General features: G+C 71.4%; 14 protein-coding genes. 9 read left to right on the forward strand and 5 right to left on the reverse strand.

Annotated elements, in window-relative coordinates; genetic code table 11:
- The first annotated feature begins 1 nt into the window (after nucleotide 1).
- From HNR13_RS18140 to HNR13_RS18160, 5 genes are all read left to right on the forward strand, one after another.
- On the forward strand, nucleotides 2-949 hold the full coding sequence (locus tag HNR13_RS18140) for a carbohydrate ABC transporter permease (RefSeq protein ID WP_343063609.1): 948 nt from the start codon (nucleotides 2-4) through the stop codon (nucleotides 947-949).
- The gene (locus tag HNR13_RS18145) at nucleotides 946-1,794 is read left to right on the forward strand and encodes an ABC transporter permease subunit (protein WP_179608017.1); all 849 of its coding nucleotides are present in this window, start codon (nucleotides 946-948) and stop codon (nucleotides 1,792-1,794) included. The genes HNR13_RS18140 and HNR13_RS18145 overlap by 4 nt, the downstream gene beginning before the upstream one ends.
- Nucleotides 1,795-1,839: 45 nt before the next feature.
- Nucleotides 1,840-2,877, forward strand: a complete 1,038-nt coding sequence (locus HNR13_RS18150; RefSeq protein ID WP_179608019.1) for an SIS domain-containing protein — start codon at nucleotides 1,840-1,842, stop codon at nucleotides 2,875-2,877.
- Between the two features lie 46 nt (nucleotides 2,878-2,923).
- Nucleotides 2,924-4,108: an adenosylhomocysteinase gene (locus tag HNR13_RS18155; RefSeq protein WP_179608021.1), complete on the forward strand. Its 1,185-nt coding sequence runs from the start codon at nucleotides 2,924-2,926 to the stop codon at nucleotides 4,106-4,108.
- A 76-nt stretch (nucleotides 4,109-4,184) separates the two neighbouring features.
- Nucleotides 4,185-4,922: an IclR family transcriptional regulator gene (locus HNR13_RS18160; protein ID WP_179608022.1), complete on the forward strand. Its 738-nt coding sequence runs from the start codon at nucleotides 4,185-4,187 to the stop codon at nucleotides 4,920-4,922.
- An 18-nt stretch (nucleotides 4,923-4,940) separates the two neighbouring features.
- Here HNR13_RS18160 and HNR13_RS18165 read toward each other — a convergent pair whose 3' ends face one another.
- On the reverse strand, nucleotides 4,941-6,128 hold the full coding sequence (locus HNR13_RS18165; protein ID WP_179608024.1) for an ROK family protein: 1,188 nt from the start codon (nucleotides 6,126-6,128) through the stop codon (nucleotides 4,941-4,943).
- 13 nt (nucleotides 6,129-6,141) lie between these two features.
- The gene (locus HNR13_RS18170; protein ID WP_179608026.1) at nucleotides 6,142-8,577 is read right to left on the reverse strand and encodes a glycosyl hydrolase family 95 catalytic domain-containing protein; all 2,436 of its coding nucleotides are present in this window, start codon (nucleotides 8,575-8,577) and stop codon (nucleotides 6,142-6,144) included.
- A 109-nt stretch (nucleotides 8,578-8,686) separates the two neighbouring features.
- Between HNR13_RS18170 and HNR13_RS18175 the strand changes: the two genes are divergently transcribed.
- The 4 genes from HNR13_RS18175 to HNR13_RS18190 all read left to right on the forward strand — a co-directional run bounded on the left by HNR13_RS18175 (nucleotide 8,687) and on the right by HNR13_RS18190 (nucleotide 15,182).
- Nucleotides 8,687-10,933, forward strand: coding sequence for an alpha-galactosidase (locus HNR13_RS18175; RefSeq protein WP_179608027.1), 2,247 nt, complete (start codon nucleotides 8,687-8,689; stop codon nucleotides 10,931-10,933).
- A gap of 112 nt (nucleotides 10,934-11,045) precedes the next feature.
- Nucleotides 11,046-13,616, forward strand: coding sequence for a X2-like carbohydrate binding domain-containing protein (locus HNR13_RS18180; RefSeq protein WP_179608029.1), 2,571 nt, complete (start codon nucleotides 11,046-11,048; stop codon nucleotides 13,614-13,616).
- Nucleotides 13,617-13,632: 16 nt separating this feature from the next.
- A complete protein-coding gene (locus HNR13_RS18185; protein WP_179608030.1) occupies nucleotides 13,633-14,268 on the forward strand; it encodes an SGNH/GDSL hydrolase family protein in 636 nt (211 codons plus the stop codon).
- On the forward strand, nucleotides 14,265-15,182 hold the full coding sequence (locus HNR13_RS18190; RefSeq protein WP_179608032.1) for an acetylxylan esterase: 918 nt from the start codon (nucleotides 14,265-14,267) through the stop codon (nucleotides 15,180-15,182). Before HNR13_RS18185 ends, HNR13_RS18190 begins: the two co-directional genes overlap by 4 nt.
- Nucleotides 15,183-15,257: 75 nt before the next feature.
- Here HNR13_RS18190 and HNR13_RS18195 read toward each other — a convergent pair whose 3' ends face one another.
- The 3 genes from HNR13_RS18195 to HNR13_RS18205 all read right to left on the reverse strand — a co-directional run bounded on the left by HNR13_RS18195 (nucleotide 15,258) and on the right by HNR13_RS18205 (nucleotide 18,969).
- Nucleotides 15,258-16,940: a type 2 periplasmic-binding domain-containing protein gene (locus tag HNR13_RS18195; RefSeq protein WP_246312805.1), complete on the reverse strand. Its 1,683-nt coding sequence runs from the start codon at nucleotides 16,938-16,940 to the stop codon at nucleotides 15,258-15,260.
- A gap of 83 nt (nucleotides 16,941-17,023) precedes the next feature.
- Nucleotides 17,024-17,974: a carbohydrate ABC transporter permease gene (locus tag HNR13_RS22080; protein ID WP_343063610.1), complete on the reverse strand. Its 951-nt coding sequence runs from the start codon at nucleotides 17,972-17,974 to the stop codon at nucleotides 17,024-17,026.
- Nucleotides 17,968-18,969, reverse strand: a complete 1,002-nt coding sequence (locus tag HNR13_RS18205; protein WP_246312806.1) for an ABC transporter permease — start codon at nucleotides 18,967-18,969, stop codon at nucleotides 17,968-17,970. The genes HNR13_RS22080 and HNR13_RS18205 overlap by 7 nt, the downstream gene beginning before the upstream one ends.
- Nucleotides 18,970-18,978 lie beyond the last annotated feature (9 nt).

The following is an 18,978-nucleotide window of genomic DNA, read 5'->3' on the forward strand; positions in this document are numbered from 1 at the left end:
CGTGTCGGTCGCCGGAGTCGAGACGGAACGGCGCTCCCCCGCACGGGAGCGCCGCACCCGGCGCAGGCGCGACAACCAGGGCCGGCTGGCGTTCTGGCTGCTCCTGCCCGCCGCGATCGCCGTCTTCGGGGTCATCGTCTACCCGATCCTGCGCACGCTGCTGATCTCGTTCTTCGAGGTGAACTCGGCGCTGGCGACCGACACCCCGTTCGTCGGGCTGCAGAACTACATCGGCGTCCTCAGCTCGTCCGGGTTCTGGGCGGCGATGGGACGCACGCTCTACTTCACCATCGTCTCGACGGCGCTCGAGCTGGTCTTCGGGCTGATCGTCGCCGGCCTGCTGAACGCCAAGCTGCGCGCCCGCTGGCTGTTCCGCGCCATCGTCATCATCCCGTGGGCGATCCCGACGATCGTCAACGCGGCGATGTGGAAGGGCATCTTCAACGCGCAGTACGGAGCGCTGAACGCGGCGCTCACCCAGCTCGGGATCATCGACCAGTACCAGGCGTGGCTCGGCGACCCGACCACCGCCTTGAACATGGTCATCATCGCCGACGTCTGGAAGACGACACCGCTGGTCGCGTTCTTCCTGCTCGCCGGGCTGACGTCCATCCCCTCCGAGCTCTACGAGGCGGCGAAGGTCGACCGGGCGAGTTGGCCGCGGATCTTCCGCTCGATCGTCCTCCCGATGCTCGTGCCCTCCATCTCGGTGGTGCTGGTGCTGCGCACGGTGGAGGCGTTCAAGGTCTTCGACATCATCTACACGATGACGCGCGGCGGCCCGGTCAACGGCACCCAGACGGTCGCGTACTACGCCTACACGACGGCCTTCTCCGACCAGAACTTCGGGGTGGGAGCCGCACTGTCGTACATCATCGTGCTCGTCATCCTGGCCCTGACCTTCTTCTACCTGCGCCTGCTGCGCCGATCCGAGATGAGCCTGCTGTGAGACACGCCAAACGCAACTCGATCCTCCTGCACCTCGCGGCGCTGGTCGTCGCGCTCGCGGTCCTCCTGCCGTTCGGCTGGATGGTGCTCGCCAGCGTGACGCCGCAGCGCGTGCTCATCTCGACGCCGCTGCAGTGGATCCCGGACACGCTGGACTGGAGCCGCTACGAGCTGATCTTCCGCGGCGGAGCCGACAGCGTCGGCGCCACCTTCCGTGCCGCCCTCGCCAACACGACGATCGTGGCGGTCGGGACCGTCGGCATCTCGATGATCGTGGGCATCCTCGGCGCCTACGCCTTCGCCCGGCTGCGGTTCCGGTTCCGGCAGGCCGTGCTGATCCTGTTCCTCGCGACGTACATGCTGCCGCAGATCGCCCTGCTGATCCCGCTCTATCTCATCCTCAACTCGCTGGGGCTGCTCGACACCGTCACGGGGCTGATCATCGTCGACTGCTCGCTGGTCGTCCCGTTCGTGCTCTGGATCCTCAGCAACTACTTCCTCACCATCCCCGAGGAGCTGGAGGAGGCCGCCCGCATCGACGGCACCACCCGGCTCGGCGCGCTGTTCCGGGTGATCCTGCCCGCCGCCCGGCCCGGGATCTTCGCCGCGCTGATGTTCGCGTTCCTGCTGGCGTGGGACGAGTTCATGTACGCCCTCATCTTCACGTCGTCGAACGCCGCGAAGACGCTGCCGGTCGCGATCAGCGAGTTCGCCGGCCGCTACACCACCGACTTCGGGCTCGTCGCCGCCGGCGGCATCCTCGCCGCCCTGCCGCCGATCATCGTGGCGATGGTCTTCCAGCGCTACGTCGTCAGCGGCATGGCCGCCGGCGCCGTCAAGGGCTGACGCCCTCCCGAACCCGCACGACCCACCTCTTCGAGAAAGACGACTATGGAACCGACCGCATCCTTCATCGACGCCATGAACGCCCAGCCCGCCAACCTCGAGCTCGCCCTGGCGACCGTCGCACGCGCTCTCGACGCGGCAGCGCTCCCGCGCTGGGGCCGGGACGAGAGCGTGGCCTTCGTCGCGATGGGAGCCTCGCTCAACTCGGCGCAGGTGCCGCTCGCCGCGCTCGCGCAGCGCGGCCGGCCGGCTGTCGCGGTGATCGCCTCCGACGTGGCGGACGGCCTCGCGGCGGTGCGTGCCGATCACTCGATCATCGTCTCGGAGTCCGGCAGGAGCCCGGAGCCGCTCGCCGCCGCCGGCGCGCTGCCGCCCGGTTCGCGGATCGGCATCACCAACTTCCCGGATCAGCCCATCCGGGAGGCGACGGACGTCGTGCTCGGTCTCGGCGGCTTCCCCGACTCCCCGGTCTACACGAGCGGCTACACCGCCACGATCCTCGCCTACGCGCTGCTGCTGGACCGGGTCGGGGCGCTCGACTCGGGAGAGGAGGCCGCGCGGCTCCCGGAGCGGGTCGCGGAGGCCCTCCGCGGGTACGCGCCGATCGCGGAGGCCGCGGGCGGGATCCTGGCCGGGGCCGCGAGCATCGACGTCGTCGGCCGCGGCGCCTCGCTGGCGTCCGCGGCGGAGCTCTCGCTCATGGTGCGCGAGGGGCTCCGCACGCCCAGCAGCGCGTTCGAGACCTATCAGTACCTGCACGGCCCGATGGAGGTCCTCTCGGCCGACGACGTCCTCGTGCTGTTCGGCGACGGCCGCGAGACCACGATCCCCTCCTCGGTGCTCGACGCCGGGGTCCGGGTCGTGCTCGTCACGAGCGCCGAGGCCGCGGAGCTCCCGGCGTCGGGGCACCCCGGCCTCACCGTCATCACCGTCCCGTCCGGGCTCGGCCTCTTCGAGCGGGCGGTGGTCGAGACGGTCATCGGCCAGCTCCTGATCGCCGCCGCCGTGCAGCACAAGCCGTTCCCCCTCGAGAAGTTCCTGTACCACCAGGACGACACGAAGCTCCCCGTCCGCGCGGGGTAGCTCATGCATATATGAAATCGGCTTTCGCCTGTGTACGATACTGCACATGGACACCGACGATCACGCCGAGCAGGGACGCGCGCGCGTCGCCTGGATCCGCTCCCGGATGAGCCTCCTGGCCGCCGCCCGCGATGAGCTCGCCGGGACGCGGCCGTTCGCCGGCCATCGGATCGGCATGTCCCTGCACGTCGAGCCGAAGACGGCGGTCCTGCTGGAGACGCTCGCCGCCGGCGGCGCCGAGATCGTCGGGACGGGCAACTTCGGCTCCACTCAGAACGACGTCGTGGCGTACCTCAACACGCTCCCCGGGGTGACCATCCACGGCGCACGCGAGGACACCGCCGAGCAGCACGCGGGCAACATCGCGAAGGTGCTCGACGCCGGGCCGGACATGATCCTCGACAACGGCGCCGACCTGGCGGCCGGCCTCGTCGAACGCGGGTCAGCGCACACGATCCTCGGCGGGACCGAGGAGACGACGAGCGGCGGCGACCGCCTGCGCAGCGAGCTGGCCGGGAGCATCCCCTTCCCGGTGATCGTCATCAACGACAGCCTGCTCAAGGCCATCGGCGAGAACAAGCACGCCGTCGGACAGTCGGCCGTCGAGAGCTTCATGCGCATCACCAACGTGATGGTCCCCGGCCGGCGCTTCGTGGTGTTCGGCTACGGCTGGTGCGGCCGGGGCGTCGCGCAGTATCTCCGCGCGCTCGGCGGCAAGGTGGCCGTCGTCGACACCGACGAGCTGAAGGCGTTCGAGGCCGCGCTCGACGGCTTCCGCGTCGGCACCCCGCAGGACTTCGCGGCCTGGGGCGACGTCTTCATCACCGCGACCGGCCGGCCGGACGTCCTCGGCTACGACATCGTGGAGAACATGCACGACGGCGCGATCCTCGCCAACATCGGCCACTTCCCGTGGGAGATCGACGTCGCCGCCCTCCGGGCCAGGCAGACCGGCAGCACGGAGATCGTCGACGCGGTCGAGCGGATCGACCTCCCGAACGGCAACCACGTGATCCTCATCGCGAACGGCCGGATGTTCAACCTCGCCGGACGCGAGCCGAAGGGGAACTCGATCGAGTCGATGGACCTCGGCTTCCTGCTGCAGACCTTCTCGCTGGAGCGGGTGGCGACGCAGGCCGCCACGCTGCCGCCCGGCGCCCAGCCGGTACCGGACGACATCGACCGGACGATCGCCCGCCGCATGCTGGCGAACCTCCACGCAGCTTCGTAAGCAGCCCGTCAGCATGACCAGCCCGTCAGCATGACCAGCCCGTCAGCATGACCAGCCCATAGGGGAAGGGGACCGGATGTCCGACTCACCCGACTACGCGGCGCCGGCGATCGACAAGGCGCTCGACATCCTCGAACTCCTGGCGAGCAGCCCGTCGCCGCTCAGTCAGCTGGAGATCGCCACCGCCGTCGGGCGCTCGACCGGACAGATCTTCCGGCCCCTGATGCGGCTCGAGAAGCGCGGCTACCTGCACAGGGACCGGTCGTCCGGCCTCTACCAGCTGTCCATGCGGATGTTCGACCTGGCCCACCGGCAGGAGCCGCTGCGCTCGCTGCTCAGCGTCGCCGTCCCGGTGATGCGGGAGGTCTCCGCGACGGTCGCGCAGTCCTGCAACCTCGGGATCCTCGACGGCGACCGGGTGCGGATCGTCGCGCAGGTCGAGAGCCCGGCGGACTTCGGCTTCCGGGTGCGGGTGGGGGCGCTGTTCGACGTGGCCACGACCGCGACCGGGATGGTCCTCGCCGCCTTCTCCGCCGTCACCGGCGCCGCCGACACCGTCTCCACGGCTTTCGGGGGCCTCGACCAGGAGCGGCTCACAGCGATCCGGAAGGACGGGGTGTTCGTGCTCCCGGACTCCGCGCAACCGGGGATCACCGACGTCGTCGTCCCCATCCTCCGCTCGGACAGCCCGGAGGCCGTGGCGGCGCTCACCGTGCCTTACGTCGCGACGAGCTACAGCCCGTCCAGCGTCGACAGCGCGCGGGAGACGGCGTCGCGCGCCGCGCGGGAGATCCAGGCCGCGCTCGGCATCTGACCCGCGGGCAGCGGCGGGTCAGACCACGAGGGAACGGACCGCGGTCGCCGCAGCGCCCCGCGCCCAGTCCTCGAAGGTGTGCGGGCGGACGGCGATCCGGCAGCGGTCGGCGGAGGCGAACACGTGCTCCGCGTACGAGCGGCGCAGCGGCTCCTCGATGAGGTCGAAGTCGGCCACCCCCTCGCCGCCGATGACGACGAGCTCGGGTCCGACCAGGTTGACCAGGCTGGCGATGGCGGCTCCGATCACCCTCCCGGCCTCGTCGAACACCTCGACGGCGGCGGCGTCCCCGGCCCGGCGGAGCTCGACGGCCTCGCCGATCGTGACCGGCCGTCCGTGCGCGGCGGACACGGCGGCCGCGATGGCGCTGGTGGAGGCCACCGCCTCGACGCAGCCGCGGCGGCCGCAGGCGCACACCTTGTCGGGCGAGGTGAGCGGCAGGTGGCCGATCTCGCCGGCCACGCCGTAGGCGCCTTCGACGACCTCCCCGTTCAGGTGCAGGCCGGAGCCGATGCCGCGGCCGATCGTGACGATCGCGAACGACCGGGTGCCGAGCCCCACACCGAACCAGTGCTCGCCGATGGTGAGCGCCCGCACGTCGTTCTCCACGACGACCCGGCGACCGAGCCGCTCCGCGAGCACCGGTCCCAGCTCGACGTTCCTCCAGCCCATGATGGCGGAGTCGCGGACGACGCCCGTCTCGGAGTCGACGTCGCCCGAGACGGCGACTCCGACGGCCGCGAGCCGCGGGCCCAGGTCGCCGAGCCGCTCCGCGAGCCGCGCGCAGAGCTCCGCGATCGCGTCGATGACCTCCGCCGGCGCCCGCGACGCGAGCGGCAGCCGCTCGGACGCGATGACGCGCGTGGTGAGGTCGGTGGCGACGCCGATGAGCTCGTCATCGTTCACCTTCACGCCGAGCGTGACGACCGCGTCGGGGACGAGCGCGACCGGGCTCACGGGCCGGCCGGGGAGGCCGGTCAGGGTCGGTCCGAGCGAGTCGTTGAGCAGCCCCACCGCCACCAGCGGAGCGACCGCTTTGGTCACGGCCGCCTGCGACAGCCCGGTGAGCTTGGCCACGTCGATCCTGCTGATCGGGCTCCTGGTCAGGATCGTGGTGAAGACGCGGGTGGCCGCGTCGGACGCCGACCCGAGCAGGGCCGTGCGGCTCCGCAGCTCGTCGTCAAGGTCCAGTGCTCGATCGGGCATCTCCATGTCCCGATCAGGATACGGGCACCGGGTCCGCGACGACGGCCGTCCCGCCGGCGGGCACGAGCACGTCGACATCCGACCCGCCCCAGCGGACCGGCACGCGGCGGTCCACCGCACCGGGGTTGTGCAGCACGGCCTCCCGCAGGGCGCCGTCCGACCAGGACACGTCGACGACGATGCCGCCGCGGGCGTGGAGGCCGTCGACGCGGCCGTCCGGCCAGGCCGCGGGCAGCGCAGGAAGGAGGTGGACGCGGCCGCCGTGGCTCTGCAGCAGCAGCTCGGCGATCGCGGCGGGGAAGCCGAGGTTGCCGTCGAGCTGGAACGGCGGGTGCGTGCTGAACAGGTTCGGGAGCAGGCCGCCCCACTCGGAGCCGTCGACCGGTCCGTGCCGCCTGGCGTCCCCGCGATACGGCGCGAGTGCCTCCCGCAGCAGCTCCGCGGCGGTGTCGCCGTCGCCGAGCCGGGCGCGGAGGGCGATCTTCCACGCCCAGGACCAGCCCATCGCGCCGGGGCCGCGGGCGTCGAGGAAGCGCCGGGCGCCGTCCGCGAGCGCGGGCGTCGCCTCCGGGGTGATCTGGTCGAGCGGGTACAGCCCGACCAGGGCCGAGAGGTGGCGATGCGCCGGCTCGTGCTCGCCGACCTCCGCCGACCACTCCAGCAGCCGGCCGTCGGAGCCGACCCGGGGCTCGGGGAGGGAGGCGAGGGACGCGACGACCTCCCGGCGCAGCGCGGCGTCGGCGTCCGCGCCTTCGGTGTCCGCGGCGTCGGTGTCCGCGCCGCCGACCGTGTCGATGGCCACCAGCGCGCGCTCGAACAGGGCGCGGATCAGCTCCAGGTCCATCGTGGAGGTGAGCCCGAGCGCCCGCGGCCGGCCCTCCGCGTCGAGGTACTGGTTCTCCGGGGAGGTGGAGGGTGCGAGGTACGCGACGCCGTCCGGGCCGACCTGCAGCCAGTCCAGGCAGAACTCGGTCGCGCCGCGCAGCAGCGGCCAGATCCGGTCGCGCAGGAGCGCGTCGTCGCCGGTGAACTCGTACTGGTCCCAGAGCGAGTGGCACAGCCAGACGCCGCCCATCATCCAGATCGCCCAGCTCGGCGCGCCGTGCCCCATCCCGACCGGCAGGCTCCAGCCCCACAGGTCGCTGTTGTGGTGGGCGACCCAGCCGCGGCAGCCGTACAGCTCGCGGGCGACGTCCCGGCCGGTGCGGGCGATGCGCTCGACGAGCGCGATCAGCGGCTCCGCCTCCGGGACGAGACCGAGCGGGCCGGCCGCCCAGTAGTTCATCTCGGTGTTGATGTTGATCGTGTAGTTGGAGGACCAGGCGGGCCGCAGCTCGCCGTTCCAGATGCCCTGCAGGTTGGCGGCGGGGCCGCCCGGGGTCGAGCAGGACTGGAGGAGGTAGCGGCCGTACTCGGCCGCGACCGTCGCCCGGAGGCCGTCGTCGGCGCCGTCGAGGATGTCGGCGCGCACGTCCCACCGGCCGGCTCGCCGGCCGCCGATCGCGAACCGCGCCGCCCGCCCGCGCAACGCGCCGGGGGCGGCCGGGGAGGCGTTCTCGCCAAGCGCGCCGAGAACGCGCTCCCGCGCGCGGTTCCGGATCGTCTCATGGGAGACGCTCCGCCACTCGTCGTCCGCGCCGGCCCACCACGACTCAGCGCGGGACGACGACGAGAGGGCGATCGACAGCCGACCGGCACGGCGGATCGTCAGACCGGAGTCGTCGGATTCGGTCGTGCCATCGCTCCGCACCGCAAGGGCCGTGGATGCGAAGCCGTCATACGATCCGTCGCCCGGCTCCGCGTAGCGGAGGGCGGGGACGACGGAGGGTTCGTGCAGGGGCGCCCCGTCGACCGGGACGGCCAGGTCGAGGCCGAGCTCGCCGTAGCCGGGCCCGCCGTGACCCCGGCGGCCGAGCTCCCGCAGCGGGGAGGTCAGGCGGACGCGCACCTCGGGGAGCGGCTCGTCGGCCTCGATGCGGATGACGAGGGTGTGCCCGGCGACCCAGGAGACGCGGCGGACGGCGACGCCGCCGACCTCCAGCCGCTCCTCCAGGTACGCGTCGTCGAGGTCGAGCACCCGCGCGGGCTCGCCGGCCGCGACGGTGGCGCCGGGGAGCCCGACGAACAGGTCGGCGAGCGGCAGGAACTCCTGCGAGTAACGCCCCTCGAAGGTCAGGAGCAGCCGCTCGGCGGTGTCCAGGTCGCCGTCCGCGAGCGCGGCGCGCACCTCCCGCAGCCGGTCGGGACCGGCCCCGCCCGCGAGGACGCGGCGCAGCTCCTCCCCCGCCGTCTCCGGGGTGCCGGACCAGACCGTGGCGTCGTTCACCTGGTAGCGGCCCTCGGCGCCGCCGAACGCCATCGCCCCGAGGCGACCGTCGCCGAGCGGCACGGCCTCCTCCCAGTGGGCGGCCGGAGCCGACCAGGAGAGCTGCAGCGTGTTCGTCGTCATGTGAGTCCCGAAAGTCCGTTCACCGATCGCAGGGCCGGGGTTGCAGATGACACAGTAGGCATGGTTTATTGACACTGTCAAGCAATCCCCTTCCCTAGGAGCCAGACCCATGCTCGACGGCTACGGCGCCGTACTCGCCCTGCGTGCAGCGGGCACCTCCCTCGTCATCGACACGGCAGGGCGGATGCCGCGCGTGCTGCACTGGGGCGCCGACCTCGGCCCGGTGGACGAGACGACGCTGGAAGCCCTGCGCGACAGCGGCGACCCCGCCGTGCTCAACAACTCGCCGGACATCCCGCGGTCGTTCAGCCTGTGGCCCAGCGAGTTCGAGGGCTGGGCGGGGACCCCGGCGCAGGAGGGGCACGCCGCCGGGTCGGCGACCACGCCGCGGCCGCACACGGTGGCCGTGCGGTACGAGACCGACGGCCGGGACGGCGGGCTCGGCGGCCGGATCGAGTTCGACCTCGTGGACGAGATCACCGCGCTGCGGTCGACGATGGCGATCGCGCTCGACCGGTTCGGCGTGCTCGCGGTGGACGTCACGGTCACCCGGGACGCCGCGCTCTCCGGCGGCGCCGCGGTCTCCGGCGACGCCGCGCTCTCCGGCAGTGCCGCTGAGCCGTACACGCTCGACGCCCTCCGCGTCCTGATGCCCGTGCCGGAGCGGGCGACCGACATCCTCGACTTCACCGGGAAGTGGTGCCGCGAGCGCGCCCCGCAGCGCGGCCCGCTGTTCTTCGGCAGCCACGTCCGGCGCGCGCGCCGCGGCAAGCCCGGTCACGACGCCCCGTTCCTGGTCGTCGCCGGCACGGAGGACCTCGGCTTCCGCCGCGGCGAGGCCTGGGCCGCGCACCTCGCCTGGAGCGGCGACGCCGAGTACGTCGTGGAGCGCCTCACCGAGGGCGCCGGCCCGTTCTCGTCCGTCCTCGGCGTGGGCGAGGGCCTGCGCCCCGGCGAGATCGCGCTCGCGGACGGCGACCGCTACGTCGCACCGACCGCGCTGTTCCTGTGGTCGGCGGACGGGCTCGACGGGCTGGCCGACCGCCTCCACCGGCGGCTGCGGGCACGTCCGTCGCACCCGGCGAAGCCGCGCCCGCTGACGCTGAACTCGTGGGAGGCCGTCTACTTCGACCACGACCTTCAGCGGCTCACCGCCCTGGTCGAGCGCGCCGCGCGCGTCGGTGTGGAGCGCGTGGTGCTCGACGACGGCTGGTTCCACGGCCGCCGCGACGCGAACGCCGGGCTCGGCGACTGGATCGTGGACCGCTCGGTCTGGCCGGACGGGCTCGGCCCGCTGGTCGACATCGTCCGCGCGCACGGCATGGAGTTCGGCCTCTGGTTCGAGCCGGAGATGATCAACCTCGACTCGGACCTGGCGCGCGCGCATCCGGACTGGGTGCTCGGCCCGCGCCAGGCGCTCGGCGCCACCGCCCGCGACCAGTACGTGCTCGACCTCACCCGCCCGGACGCCTACGCGTACGTCCTCGAGCGGATCAGCGCGATCGTCGACGAGTACCGCGTGGACTACATCAAGTGGGACCACAACCGCGACCTCTCCGAGGCGGTCAGCGGCTACGCCGGCGTCGACCGGCCGGCGGTGCACGAGCAGACCCTCGCCCTCTACCGGATGCTCGACACCCTCCGGGCCCGCCACCCCGGGCTGGAGATCGAGACCTGCTCGGGCGGCGGCGGCCGGGTCGATCTCGGCATCCTCGACCGCACCGACCGGGTCTGGGCGTCCGACTGCAACGACCCGGTGGAGCGCCTGCAGATCGAGCGCTGGACCCGGATGCTGATCCCGCCCGAGCTGATCGGCTCGCACCTCGGCGCCGCGCGCTCGCACACCACCTCCCGGACCACCGATCTCGCGTTCCGCCTGATCGTCGCGCTGACCGCGCACGCCGGCATCGAGTGGGACCTGCAGGAGGCCGACGAGGACCAGCTGGAGCGGATCGCCCGCTGGGGCGCCGCCTACCGGGAGCTCCGCGGCCTGATCCACTCCGGCCGCGTGGTGAACGCCGACCTGGCCGACGACACGACGCTGCTCTCCGGCATCGTCTCCGTCGACGGCGACCGGGCGATCTACACCTGGGCGCGCCTGGCCACCTCCGCGCCGGGCCAGTCCGGCCGCGTGCGCTTCCCCGGCCTCGACCCGGACGCCCGCTACCGCGTGCGGATCCGCGACGACTTCGGCCCGGCGAGCCGGCACCAGAGCGCCGACCCGTCCTGGATCGCCGCAGCCGCGACCGCCGACGGCGTCGTCCTCCCCGGCGCGGTGCTCGCCGTCGCCGGGACCCCGCTGCCCACGCTCAACCCCCAGCAAGCGATGCTGTTCGACCTCGTGCGCGTGCCCTGACCTCCGCACGGACGATCGCCCAGCCCCACACCGCCCACCACAGATCAGACGGCCCACCACATATCGCTCCACCGCCGTAAGGGCGCGCGAGCTCTTCAGAGAGGAAGAACGTATGACAGGCCAGAAACGTTCGCGACGCGGGCTGACCGCCCTGCTCGCGACGATCGCGGCGCTGGGGCTCGTGGCGGCAGCCGCGGCTCCCGCCGGGGCGACCCCGACGGGGACGCCCACCCCCACCGCTCCCACGACCGCCACGGCGACCAGTACCCCGGCTCCCACCGGGACGCCCGCGGCGACCGCGACACCGACCGCGTCGCCGACGGCGAAGCCGACGTCCACTCCGAAGCCCGCGGCGACGGCGACCCCGACACCGGCGCCCGCGCCGACCCCGGACCCCTGGGCGCTGAAGCCGTACCTGGGCTGGAGCAGCTATTCCATGCAGGTCTACACCGGCAACGGCAAGTGGATCACCGCCGACCAGATCATCGCCCAGTCCGACGCCATGAAGGCGAAGCTGGGCAAAGCCGGGTACGACCGCATCAACGTGGACTCCGGCTGGAACGACGGCGTCGACGCCAACGGCCGGCCGGCGCCGAGTGCGACGCTGTACCCGAACGGCCTGAAGGCGGTCATCGACCACGTCCACGCGAACGGCCAGAAGTTCGGTCTCTACTTCATCCCCGGCATCTCGCCCGCGGTGTACCAGGCGGCGTACCCGATCGCGAACGCGCCCGGCTGCACCACCCACGACATCGTGAAGCAGCCGCTGCAGCAGGCCGACTATTGGAAGATCGGCTACCGCCTCGACTTCTCCAACCCGTGCGCGCAGAAGTACATCGACTCCATCGTCGACCAGCTGGCGGCCTGGGGCGTGAACTTCGTGAAGTTCGACAGCGTGACCCCGGGCTCGGGGATCAGCGACCTGTCGGTGGACGCCCGTGACGACGTCGCCGCCTGGTCGAAGGCGCTCAAGGCCAAGGGGATCTGGTTCGAGCTGTCCTGGGCGCTCGACATCAACTACGCGAACACCTGGAAGCAGTACGCGAACGGCTGGCGCGTGGAGTGGGACGTCGAGGCGTACGCCCCCGGCGTCCAGCTGACCCAGTGGAGCAACATCGCGCGGCTGTTCCCGCGGGCCGCCGACTGGTGGCGCTACGCCGGGCCGGGCGGCTGGAACGACTTCGACTCGCTCGACGTCGGCAACGGCACGATGGACGGCCTCACCCGCGACGAGCGCCGGACGGCGACCACGCTGTGGGCGATCTCGGCGGCTCCGATGTACGTCGGCAACGACCTGACCAAGCTCGACCCGTTCGGCGTCGACCTGCTCACCAACAAGGAGGTCGTGGCGGTCGACCAGACCGGCACGCCCGCCCAGCCGGTGTCGACCTCCACGAACAAGCAGGTCTGGTACGCGCCGAACGCGGACGGCAGCTACACCGTCGCCCTGTTCAACCTCGGCCCGACCGAGTCCGACATCACCGCGAACTGGTCCGACCTCGGCCTGACCGGGCCGGCGAAGGTCCGCGACCTGTGGGCCGGCAAGGATCTCGGAACCTTCACCGGGAGCTTCACCGGCTCGCTCGTGCCGATCCACGGCGTCCGGCTGCTCCGGGTGACCCCGCTGCACGGCGACACCGTCGCGCTGAACGACGACGCCCAGCGGGTGACCTACGCGGGCCAGTGGACGCGCAACGGCGGCAACGAGGTCGCGGCGACCACGCAGCCGCTGCAGGTCGCGGTCGGCGACTCCTCGACGGGGACCGTGCCGACGCCGCCCGCGTCCGGCCGGATCGTCGCGGTCAACGACAGCGATCCCGGCATCACCTACACCGGCGGCTGGGGGCAGAGCGGAGGCCGCGGCCTCGGCGACTACCAGGACGACGTGCACTACACCGAGGGCGACGGCTCGTCGTTCCAGTACACGTTCACGGGCACGGGCATCGACTACGTGACCGAGCTCGACCAGTCCCAGGGCGCCGTGGACGTCTACCTCGACGGCCAGTTCCAGAAGACCGTGGACACCGGCCGGCCGGCGGGGCAGCCGCGGCTCGCCCAGCAGGTGGTCTGGAGCGCCAGCGGCCTCCCGAACGGTTCGCACACCCTCCGGGTGGTCAAGAAGTCGGGCCAGTTCATGCTGCTCGACAAGCTCGACGTCACGCTGGCGAGCCTGCTCGACCCCGACACCGCGGTGTTCGACAAGGCGAAGCCCACCGATGTGACGGTCACCCTCCAGCGCGACGGCGGCGAGCTCGCCGGCATCGTGCGGGACGGGACGGCGCTGAAGCGCGGAACGGACTACACCGTCTCCGGCTCGACCGTGACGATCGCCTCGGCGTACCTCGCGGGCCTGGCGAACGGCACGGTCTCGCTCGGGTTCTCGTTCCGCGGCGACGCGCACGACGACGTCCACGCGACGACGACGAACGGCGACACCGTCGCCCTGACCTTCGCCGGCACCGGCGTCTCGTGGATCGGACCGACCGCGCCCGACCAGGGCACGGCGGAGGTCTACATCGACGGGAAGCTCGCCAAGACCGTCGACACGCACGCGGACACGCGCCGCACCGGGCAGAAGCTGTTCGGCGTGACGGGGCTGCGCGACGGGCGGCACACCATCCTGGTGAAGAAGGTGTCGGGGGACGTCCTCCGGCACGATGTGTTCCAGTACACCGCGAAATGACCGTCTGAGGAGTCCCATGCCCCACCCCGCCCGATTCGTCTTCGTCGGTGACTCGATCACCGACTGCGGCCGCGATCGGAGCGACCCCGCGTCGCTCGGCGAGGGCTACGTCCGCCACATCGCGGACGCCCTCGCCGGGCACGCCGGCGGCGCCGGGGACGCCGAGGTGCGCAACCTCGGCGTCTCCGGCGACCGCGCCGTCGACCTCGAGGCCCGCTGGGCCGCCGAGGTCCTGCCGGCCCAGGCCGACGTCCTCACGCTCTACGTCGGCGTCAACGACATGTGGCGGCGCTTCGACAGCGACGACCCGACCAGCGCGGCCGACTTCGAGGCGACCCTGCGCCGCCTGCTCGACGCGCTGCCCTCGCCGCGCCCGCGACTGCTCCTCATCGAGCCGTTCTTCCTGCCCGTCACGACCGACCAGGAGAGCTGGCTCGACGACCTCGACGGCAAGCGCGCCGCCGTGACCCGGGTCGCCGCCGACTACGGCGCCGCACTCGTCCGGCTGCACGACCCCATGACTTCAACGGCCCGCGACCAGGGCATCCCGGCGATCGCCCCGGACGGCGTCCACCCGACCCCCGCCGGGCACCGGATCATCGCCGACGCGTGGCACGAGGCGGCCGCTCCGCTCGGCGGACTGCCGCGATGACCGACGCCCCGTTCCCGGCCCTGCTCGGCACCGAGCCGCTGCCGACCCCCGACGACTACGACGACTACTGGGCCGATGCCCTCGAGCGGGCGCGCCGGCACAGCGTCGCGCCGCGCGCCGTCCCCGTCGACACCCTGCTGACCACGATCGACGTCTTCGACTTCTCCTTCGCCGGCGCCGGCGGGCGCGCCGTCACCGGCTGGCTGCGACTCCCGCGGCACCGCGAGGGGACGATCCCCGCCGTCGTCCACGCGAACGGCTACGGCGCCGGACGGCTCTCCCCGATCGACGACCTGACCTGGGCGTCCGCCGGCTACGCGGAGCTGATTGTGAACACGCACGGCCAGGGCGGCGGCAGCACCGGCCACCTCCTCGACGGCATCGAGGACCGCGAGCGCTATTACTACCGCGACGTGCTCGTCGACGGCGCCCGCGCCGTGGACGCGGTGCGGGAGCTCGACGTCGTCGACCCGTCGCGCGTCGCCATGATCGGCAACAGCCAGGGCGGCGGCATCGCGCTCGGCGTCGGCGCGCTCGCGAACGGCCTCGCGGCGGTGCTCGCCCAGTCGCCGTTCCTGACCGACGCGCCGACCGCACTGCGGCGGGCCGCGCAGGGGCCGTGGACCGAGCTGCGCGGCTACCTGACCGAGCGTCCGGAGCGCGCGGACGCGGTCGCCCGCACCCTCGCCTACGTCGACGGGGTCACCTCGGCGCGCCACGCGACCGCTCCCGGCTGGATCTCCGACGGGCTCGCCGACGACATCTGCCCGCCCGAGACGACGCGCACCGCGGTCGCGGCGTATGCGGCCCCCGTCGCGTTCCGGGAGTGGCCGGGCGCCGGGCACGAGTCCGGCGGCAGCGCGGACGTCGCTGCCGCGCTGCGCGTCCTGCGCCGGCAGTTCGCCGCCGGCTGAGGCTCACCGGCTGAGGCTTAACGGACTCCGGCCCGGCCCCGACGATGTCGGGACCGGGCCGGGCGTGTCAGGCGGCTACTTCTTGCTCTTGTCGTAGGCCGTCTGGAGCGTGCTCAGGTAGTCCTTGAGACCGAGCCCGTTGAAGCCGGCGACGTACGAGTTCCAGTCCGTGTCCAGGTTCTTCGAGCCGGTGATGAAGGCCAGCGCGTTCTGGGTCACGTAGTTGTCGATGTTCGTCTGCTCCGTGGCGACCTGCGTGGCCTTCGCCGCGTCCGGCCACACCTTCCAGGTCGGGTAGATCGAGCTGGTGTCCTCGTGGCCCTTGTACAGCTGGGTCGCCTGGAACAGCCGGCGCTCGTAGCCCGAGGGGTCGTAGATGTCGGTCGGCTCGACCTGCGCCCCGCGGAAGGCCGCGTTCTGGTTGTAGGTCGACAGCGCGCCCCACTGGACGGCGTTGGCGGCGTCCTGCGACAGCTGGAGGTTCTTGAACAGCGGCTTCTCGCTCGGGTCGAGCGCCTGGTCGCCGGCGGCGGGCTTGCCCCAGCCCTGGCCCTCCGGACCGAAGTTGCCGTCGAGCTGGCCCTCGTTGGTGAAGAGGTAGTCCACCATCTTGATCGCGGCGACCTGGTCGTTCTTCGATGCCTTGTTGGTCAGCAGGAACGTCGCGCCCGGCGTGCTCCCGAAGGCGTACGTCGCGAAGTTCGCCCCGTCCGGCCCGGTCAGCGGCGGCACCGCGTCGTACTGCTTGTCACGGCCGTCCTTGGCGCCGGGGCTGACGAAGATGTACGGGTGCAGGGCGCTCGCGGCCCCGAGCAGCACCGGACCGGAATTGTTGCCCTCCTGAGCCAGCGCCGCCGGGTTCTGGGTGAAGGCGCCCTTGTCGATCAGGCCCGCGTCCCACAGCGACTTGATGTACTTCAGGCCCTCGCGCCAGCCGTCCTTGTTCGCCTGGATGTCGACCTTGCCCTTGTTGAGCACGGTCGTGGACTGGATGCCCTTGTCCGGGTTCTGCGGGTCGTAGATGAAGGCGTTCATGAAGAACGGGATCAGCGTGTCGTGCGAGTCGCCGCTCAGCGGGATCTCGTCGGCCTTTCCATCGCCGTTCGGGTCGCCGTTCTTGAACGCCGTGAGGACCTTGGTCATGTCGGCCGTGGTCTTCGGCATCTGGAGGCCCAGCTTCTTCAGCCAGTCGGTGTTGATCCAGAGCTTGGACGGGTACTGGATGTGCAGGGTCTGGGCGAGCTGCGGGAGGCCGTAGATCTTGCCGTCCGGCGAGGTCACCATCGCCTTGTAGTCCGGGTTGGTGTCGATCACCTTCTGGATGTTCGGCGCGTACTGCTTGATGAGGTCGTTCAGCGGCAGCGCGACGCCCTGCTGGGCGAGCTTCTCGACGTCCACCTGGTTGAACTGGTCCACCCACGGGATGAGGAGGAAGAGGTCGGGGTAGTCGCCGCTGGCCATCAGGATCTGGCGCTTCTCCGGCGCCACCGACGAGTCCTGCGTCGTGGTCTGCCAGGAGAACTTGATGTTGAACTTCTTCTCGAGCTGCTTGGTGAACGCGTTCGTCGCCAGGTCCTGGCCCGTGCCCTGCTGCGCGAAGACGGTGATCTTGGCGGTGCCGCCGATCTTATCGTCGGCGTTGGTCGGCGAGCTGGTGCAGGCCGTGATCGCCAGCAGCGCGAGACCGCTCGCCGCAGCGGTCAGCGTGCGGACGAGCCGCCGCCGCCGGCGGGCGTGACTGTCGGTGATGAGTGGCATGTGTCTTTCCTCCTTTGGAAATGCAGTGCGTAGGTGGTGCAAGTGGTGGGTCTGGGGGGATCCGGGGGCGGGCGTGCGCCCGCTCAGCCCTTGACGGATCCGATGAGGACGCCCTTGTTGAAGTACCGGGCGACGAAGGGGTAGATGACGAGGACGGGGACGCTCGTGATGACGATGAGCGAGTACTTCAGCAGGTTGACCAGCTCCTGGTTCTGCGCCTGCGCCGCCAGGTCGTTCGTGCCGCCGTTGGTGGCGTTGAGCACGAGGATGTTGCGGAGCACCAGCTGGAGCGGGAACAGGTCGGAGCTCTTCAGGTAGAGCAGGGCGTCGAAGAAGCCGTTCCACTGGCCGATCGCGTACATGAGCGCGATGACGGCGATCAGCGGCTTCGACAGCGGCAGCACGACGCTCCAGAGGAAGCGCAGGTCGCTCGCGCCGTCGAGCGATGCGGCCTCGACCAGCTCCTCGGGGATCGCCGACTTGAAGAAGGTGCGGGCGATGATGACCTGCCAGACCGCGATCGCCTGCGGGAGCAGCAGCGCCCAGCGGGTGTCGAGCATCCCGAGGTTCTGGACCACCATGTAGGTCGGGATCAGGCCGCCGCTGAACAGCATCGTGAACAGCAGCAGGGACATGATCACGTTGCGTCCCATGAAGGTCCGGCGCGAGAGCGGCCACGCGATGCAGACGGTCAGCGTGGTGCTGATGAACGTGCCCGCGACCATGTAGAACAGCGAGTTCGCGTAGCCCAGGAGCACCTGCGGGTCGGCCAGAACCGTCTGGTAGCCCTTCAGCGTGAAGTCGACCGGCCAGAGGAACACCCGCCCGGCGGTCACGGCCTGGGGCGACGAGAACGAGCTGGCCACGATGAACAGCAGCGGCAGCAGCACGATGAGGACGGCCAGCGTCAGCCCGAGGTAGATGACGACCAGGAGCGCGCGGTCGGAGGCGGACTCCCGGATGCGGCGCGTCTTCTTGGCCGCCGTCGTCGGGCGGGTGCGCCGGCGCGCGGTCGGGCTCTCGATGGTTACCACAGTCCACTCCCACTGATTCGCTTGGCCACCCAGTTCACGATGAGCAGCAGCACGAGATTGATCACAGAGTTGAAGAGGCCGACGGCGGTCGCCGTGCCGAAGTCGGCGTTGAGGATGCCCAGCTTGTAGACGTAGGTCGCGATGATCTCGGACTGGCCGAGGTTCAGCGGGTTCTGCAGCAGGAAGACCTTCTCGAACCCGATCGACATGATGTTGCCGACGCTCAGGATCAGCACGATCATCGCCGTGGGCAGGACGCCGGGGATGTCGACGTGCCAGATCTTGCGGAGCCGGGACGCCCCGTCGACCTTCGCCGCCTCGTACAGCGACGGGTCGATGCCGGACAGCGCGGCCATGTAGATCACCGCGGAGTAGCCGGCGGTCTGCCAGACGTCCGACCAGACGTAGATGTGCCGGAAGTAGTCGGGGTTGCCGAGGAAGTCGGGCGACTGGACGCCGAAGAAGCCGAACACCTGGCTCAGCACGCCGAGGCGCGGGGCCATGATGAGGATCAGCATCGACACCACGACGACGGTCGAGATGAAGTACGGCGCGTAGGTGACCATCTGGACGGTCTTCTGGAACCAGCGGTGCCGGACCTCGTTGAGCGCGAGGGCCAGGATGAGCGGGATGGGGAAGCTGGCCAGGATCGCGTAGCCGGACAGGATCAGGGTGTTCTGGATCAGCGTCGGGAACACCGGGTTCTGGATCATCGTGGCGAAGTTGGCCCAGCCGGACCACGGGCTCCCCCAGACGCCGAGGACCGGGCTGTAGTCCTTGAACGCGATGATCGCGTTGGAGATCGGCACGTACTTGAAGATCACGAAGTACGCCAGCGGCAGGATCGTGAGCAGGTAGAGCTGCCAGTGCCGCCGGAGGGCGACCCGCCAGCGCTGACCGAGGGTCAGCCGGTTCCGCGGCACGCGCCTCGGGGTCGCCGCGGCGGGGACCCGCGTGGCCGGCGGCGCCGGCGTCACCGGCGGTGCGCTCGTCATGAGGCCGCA

It is taken from the genome of Leifsonia shinshuensis, from assembly GCF_013410375.1.
In the GTDB taxonomy this organism is placed as follows: Bacteria; Actinomycetota; Actinomycetes; order Actinomycetales; family Microbacteriaceae; genus Leifsonia; species Leifsonia shinshuensis.

Excerpts from the sequence above, each read along its gene's own strand:
- HNR13_RS18160 (WP_179608022.1), top strand. The coding sequence starts at position 4,185 with ATGTCCGACTCACCCGACTACGCGGCGCCGGCGATCGACAAGGCGCTC.
- HNR13_RS18190 (WP_179608032.1), top strand. The coding sequence starts at position 14,265 with ATGACCGACGCCCCGTTCCCGGCCCTGCTCGGCACCGAGCCGCTGCCG.
- HNR13_RS18180 (WP_179608029.1), top strand. The coding sequence starts at position 11,046 with ATGACAGGCCAGAAACGTTCGCGACGCGGGCTGACCGCCCTGCTCGCG.
- HNR13_RS18195 (WP_246312805.1), bottom strand. The coding sequence starts at position 16,940 with ATGCCACTCATCACCGACAGTCACGCCCGCCGGCGGCGGCGGCTCGTC.
- HNR13_RS18185 (WP_179608030.1), top strand. The coding sequence starts at position 13,633 with ATGCCCCACCCCGCCCGATTCGTCTTCGTCGGTGACTCGATCACCGAC.
- HNR13_RS18150 (WP_179608019.1), top strand. The coding sequence starts at position 1,840 with ATGGAACCGACCGCATCCTTCATCGACGCCATGAACGCCCAGCCCGCC.
- HNR13_RS18165 (WP_179608024.1), bottom strand. The coding sequence starts at position 6,128 with ATGCCCGATCGAGCACTGGACCTTGACGACGAGCTGCGGAGCCGCACG.
- HNR13_RS18170 (WP_179608026.1), bottom strand. The coding sequence starts at position 8,577 with ATGACGACGAACACGCTGCAGCTCTCCTGGTCGGCTCCGGCCGCCCAC.
- HNR13_RS18155 (WP_179608021.1), top strand. The coding sequence starts at position 2,924 with ATGGACACCGACGATCACGCCGAGCAGGGACGCGCGCGCGTCGCCTGG.
- HNR13_RS18205 (WP_246312806.1), bottom strand. The coding sequence starts at position 18,969 with ATGACGAGCGCACCGCCGGTGACGCCGGCGCCGCCGGCCACGCGGGTC.
- HNR13_RS18175 (WP_179608027.1), top strand. The coding sequence starts at position 8,687 with ATGCTCGACGGCTACGGCGCCGTACTCGCCCTGCGTGCAGCGGGCACC.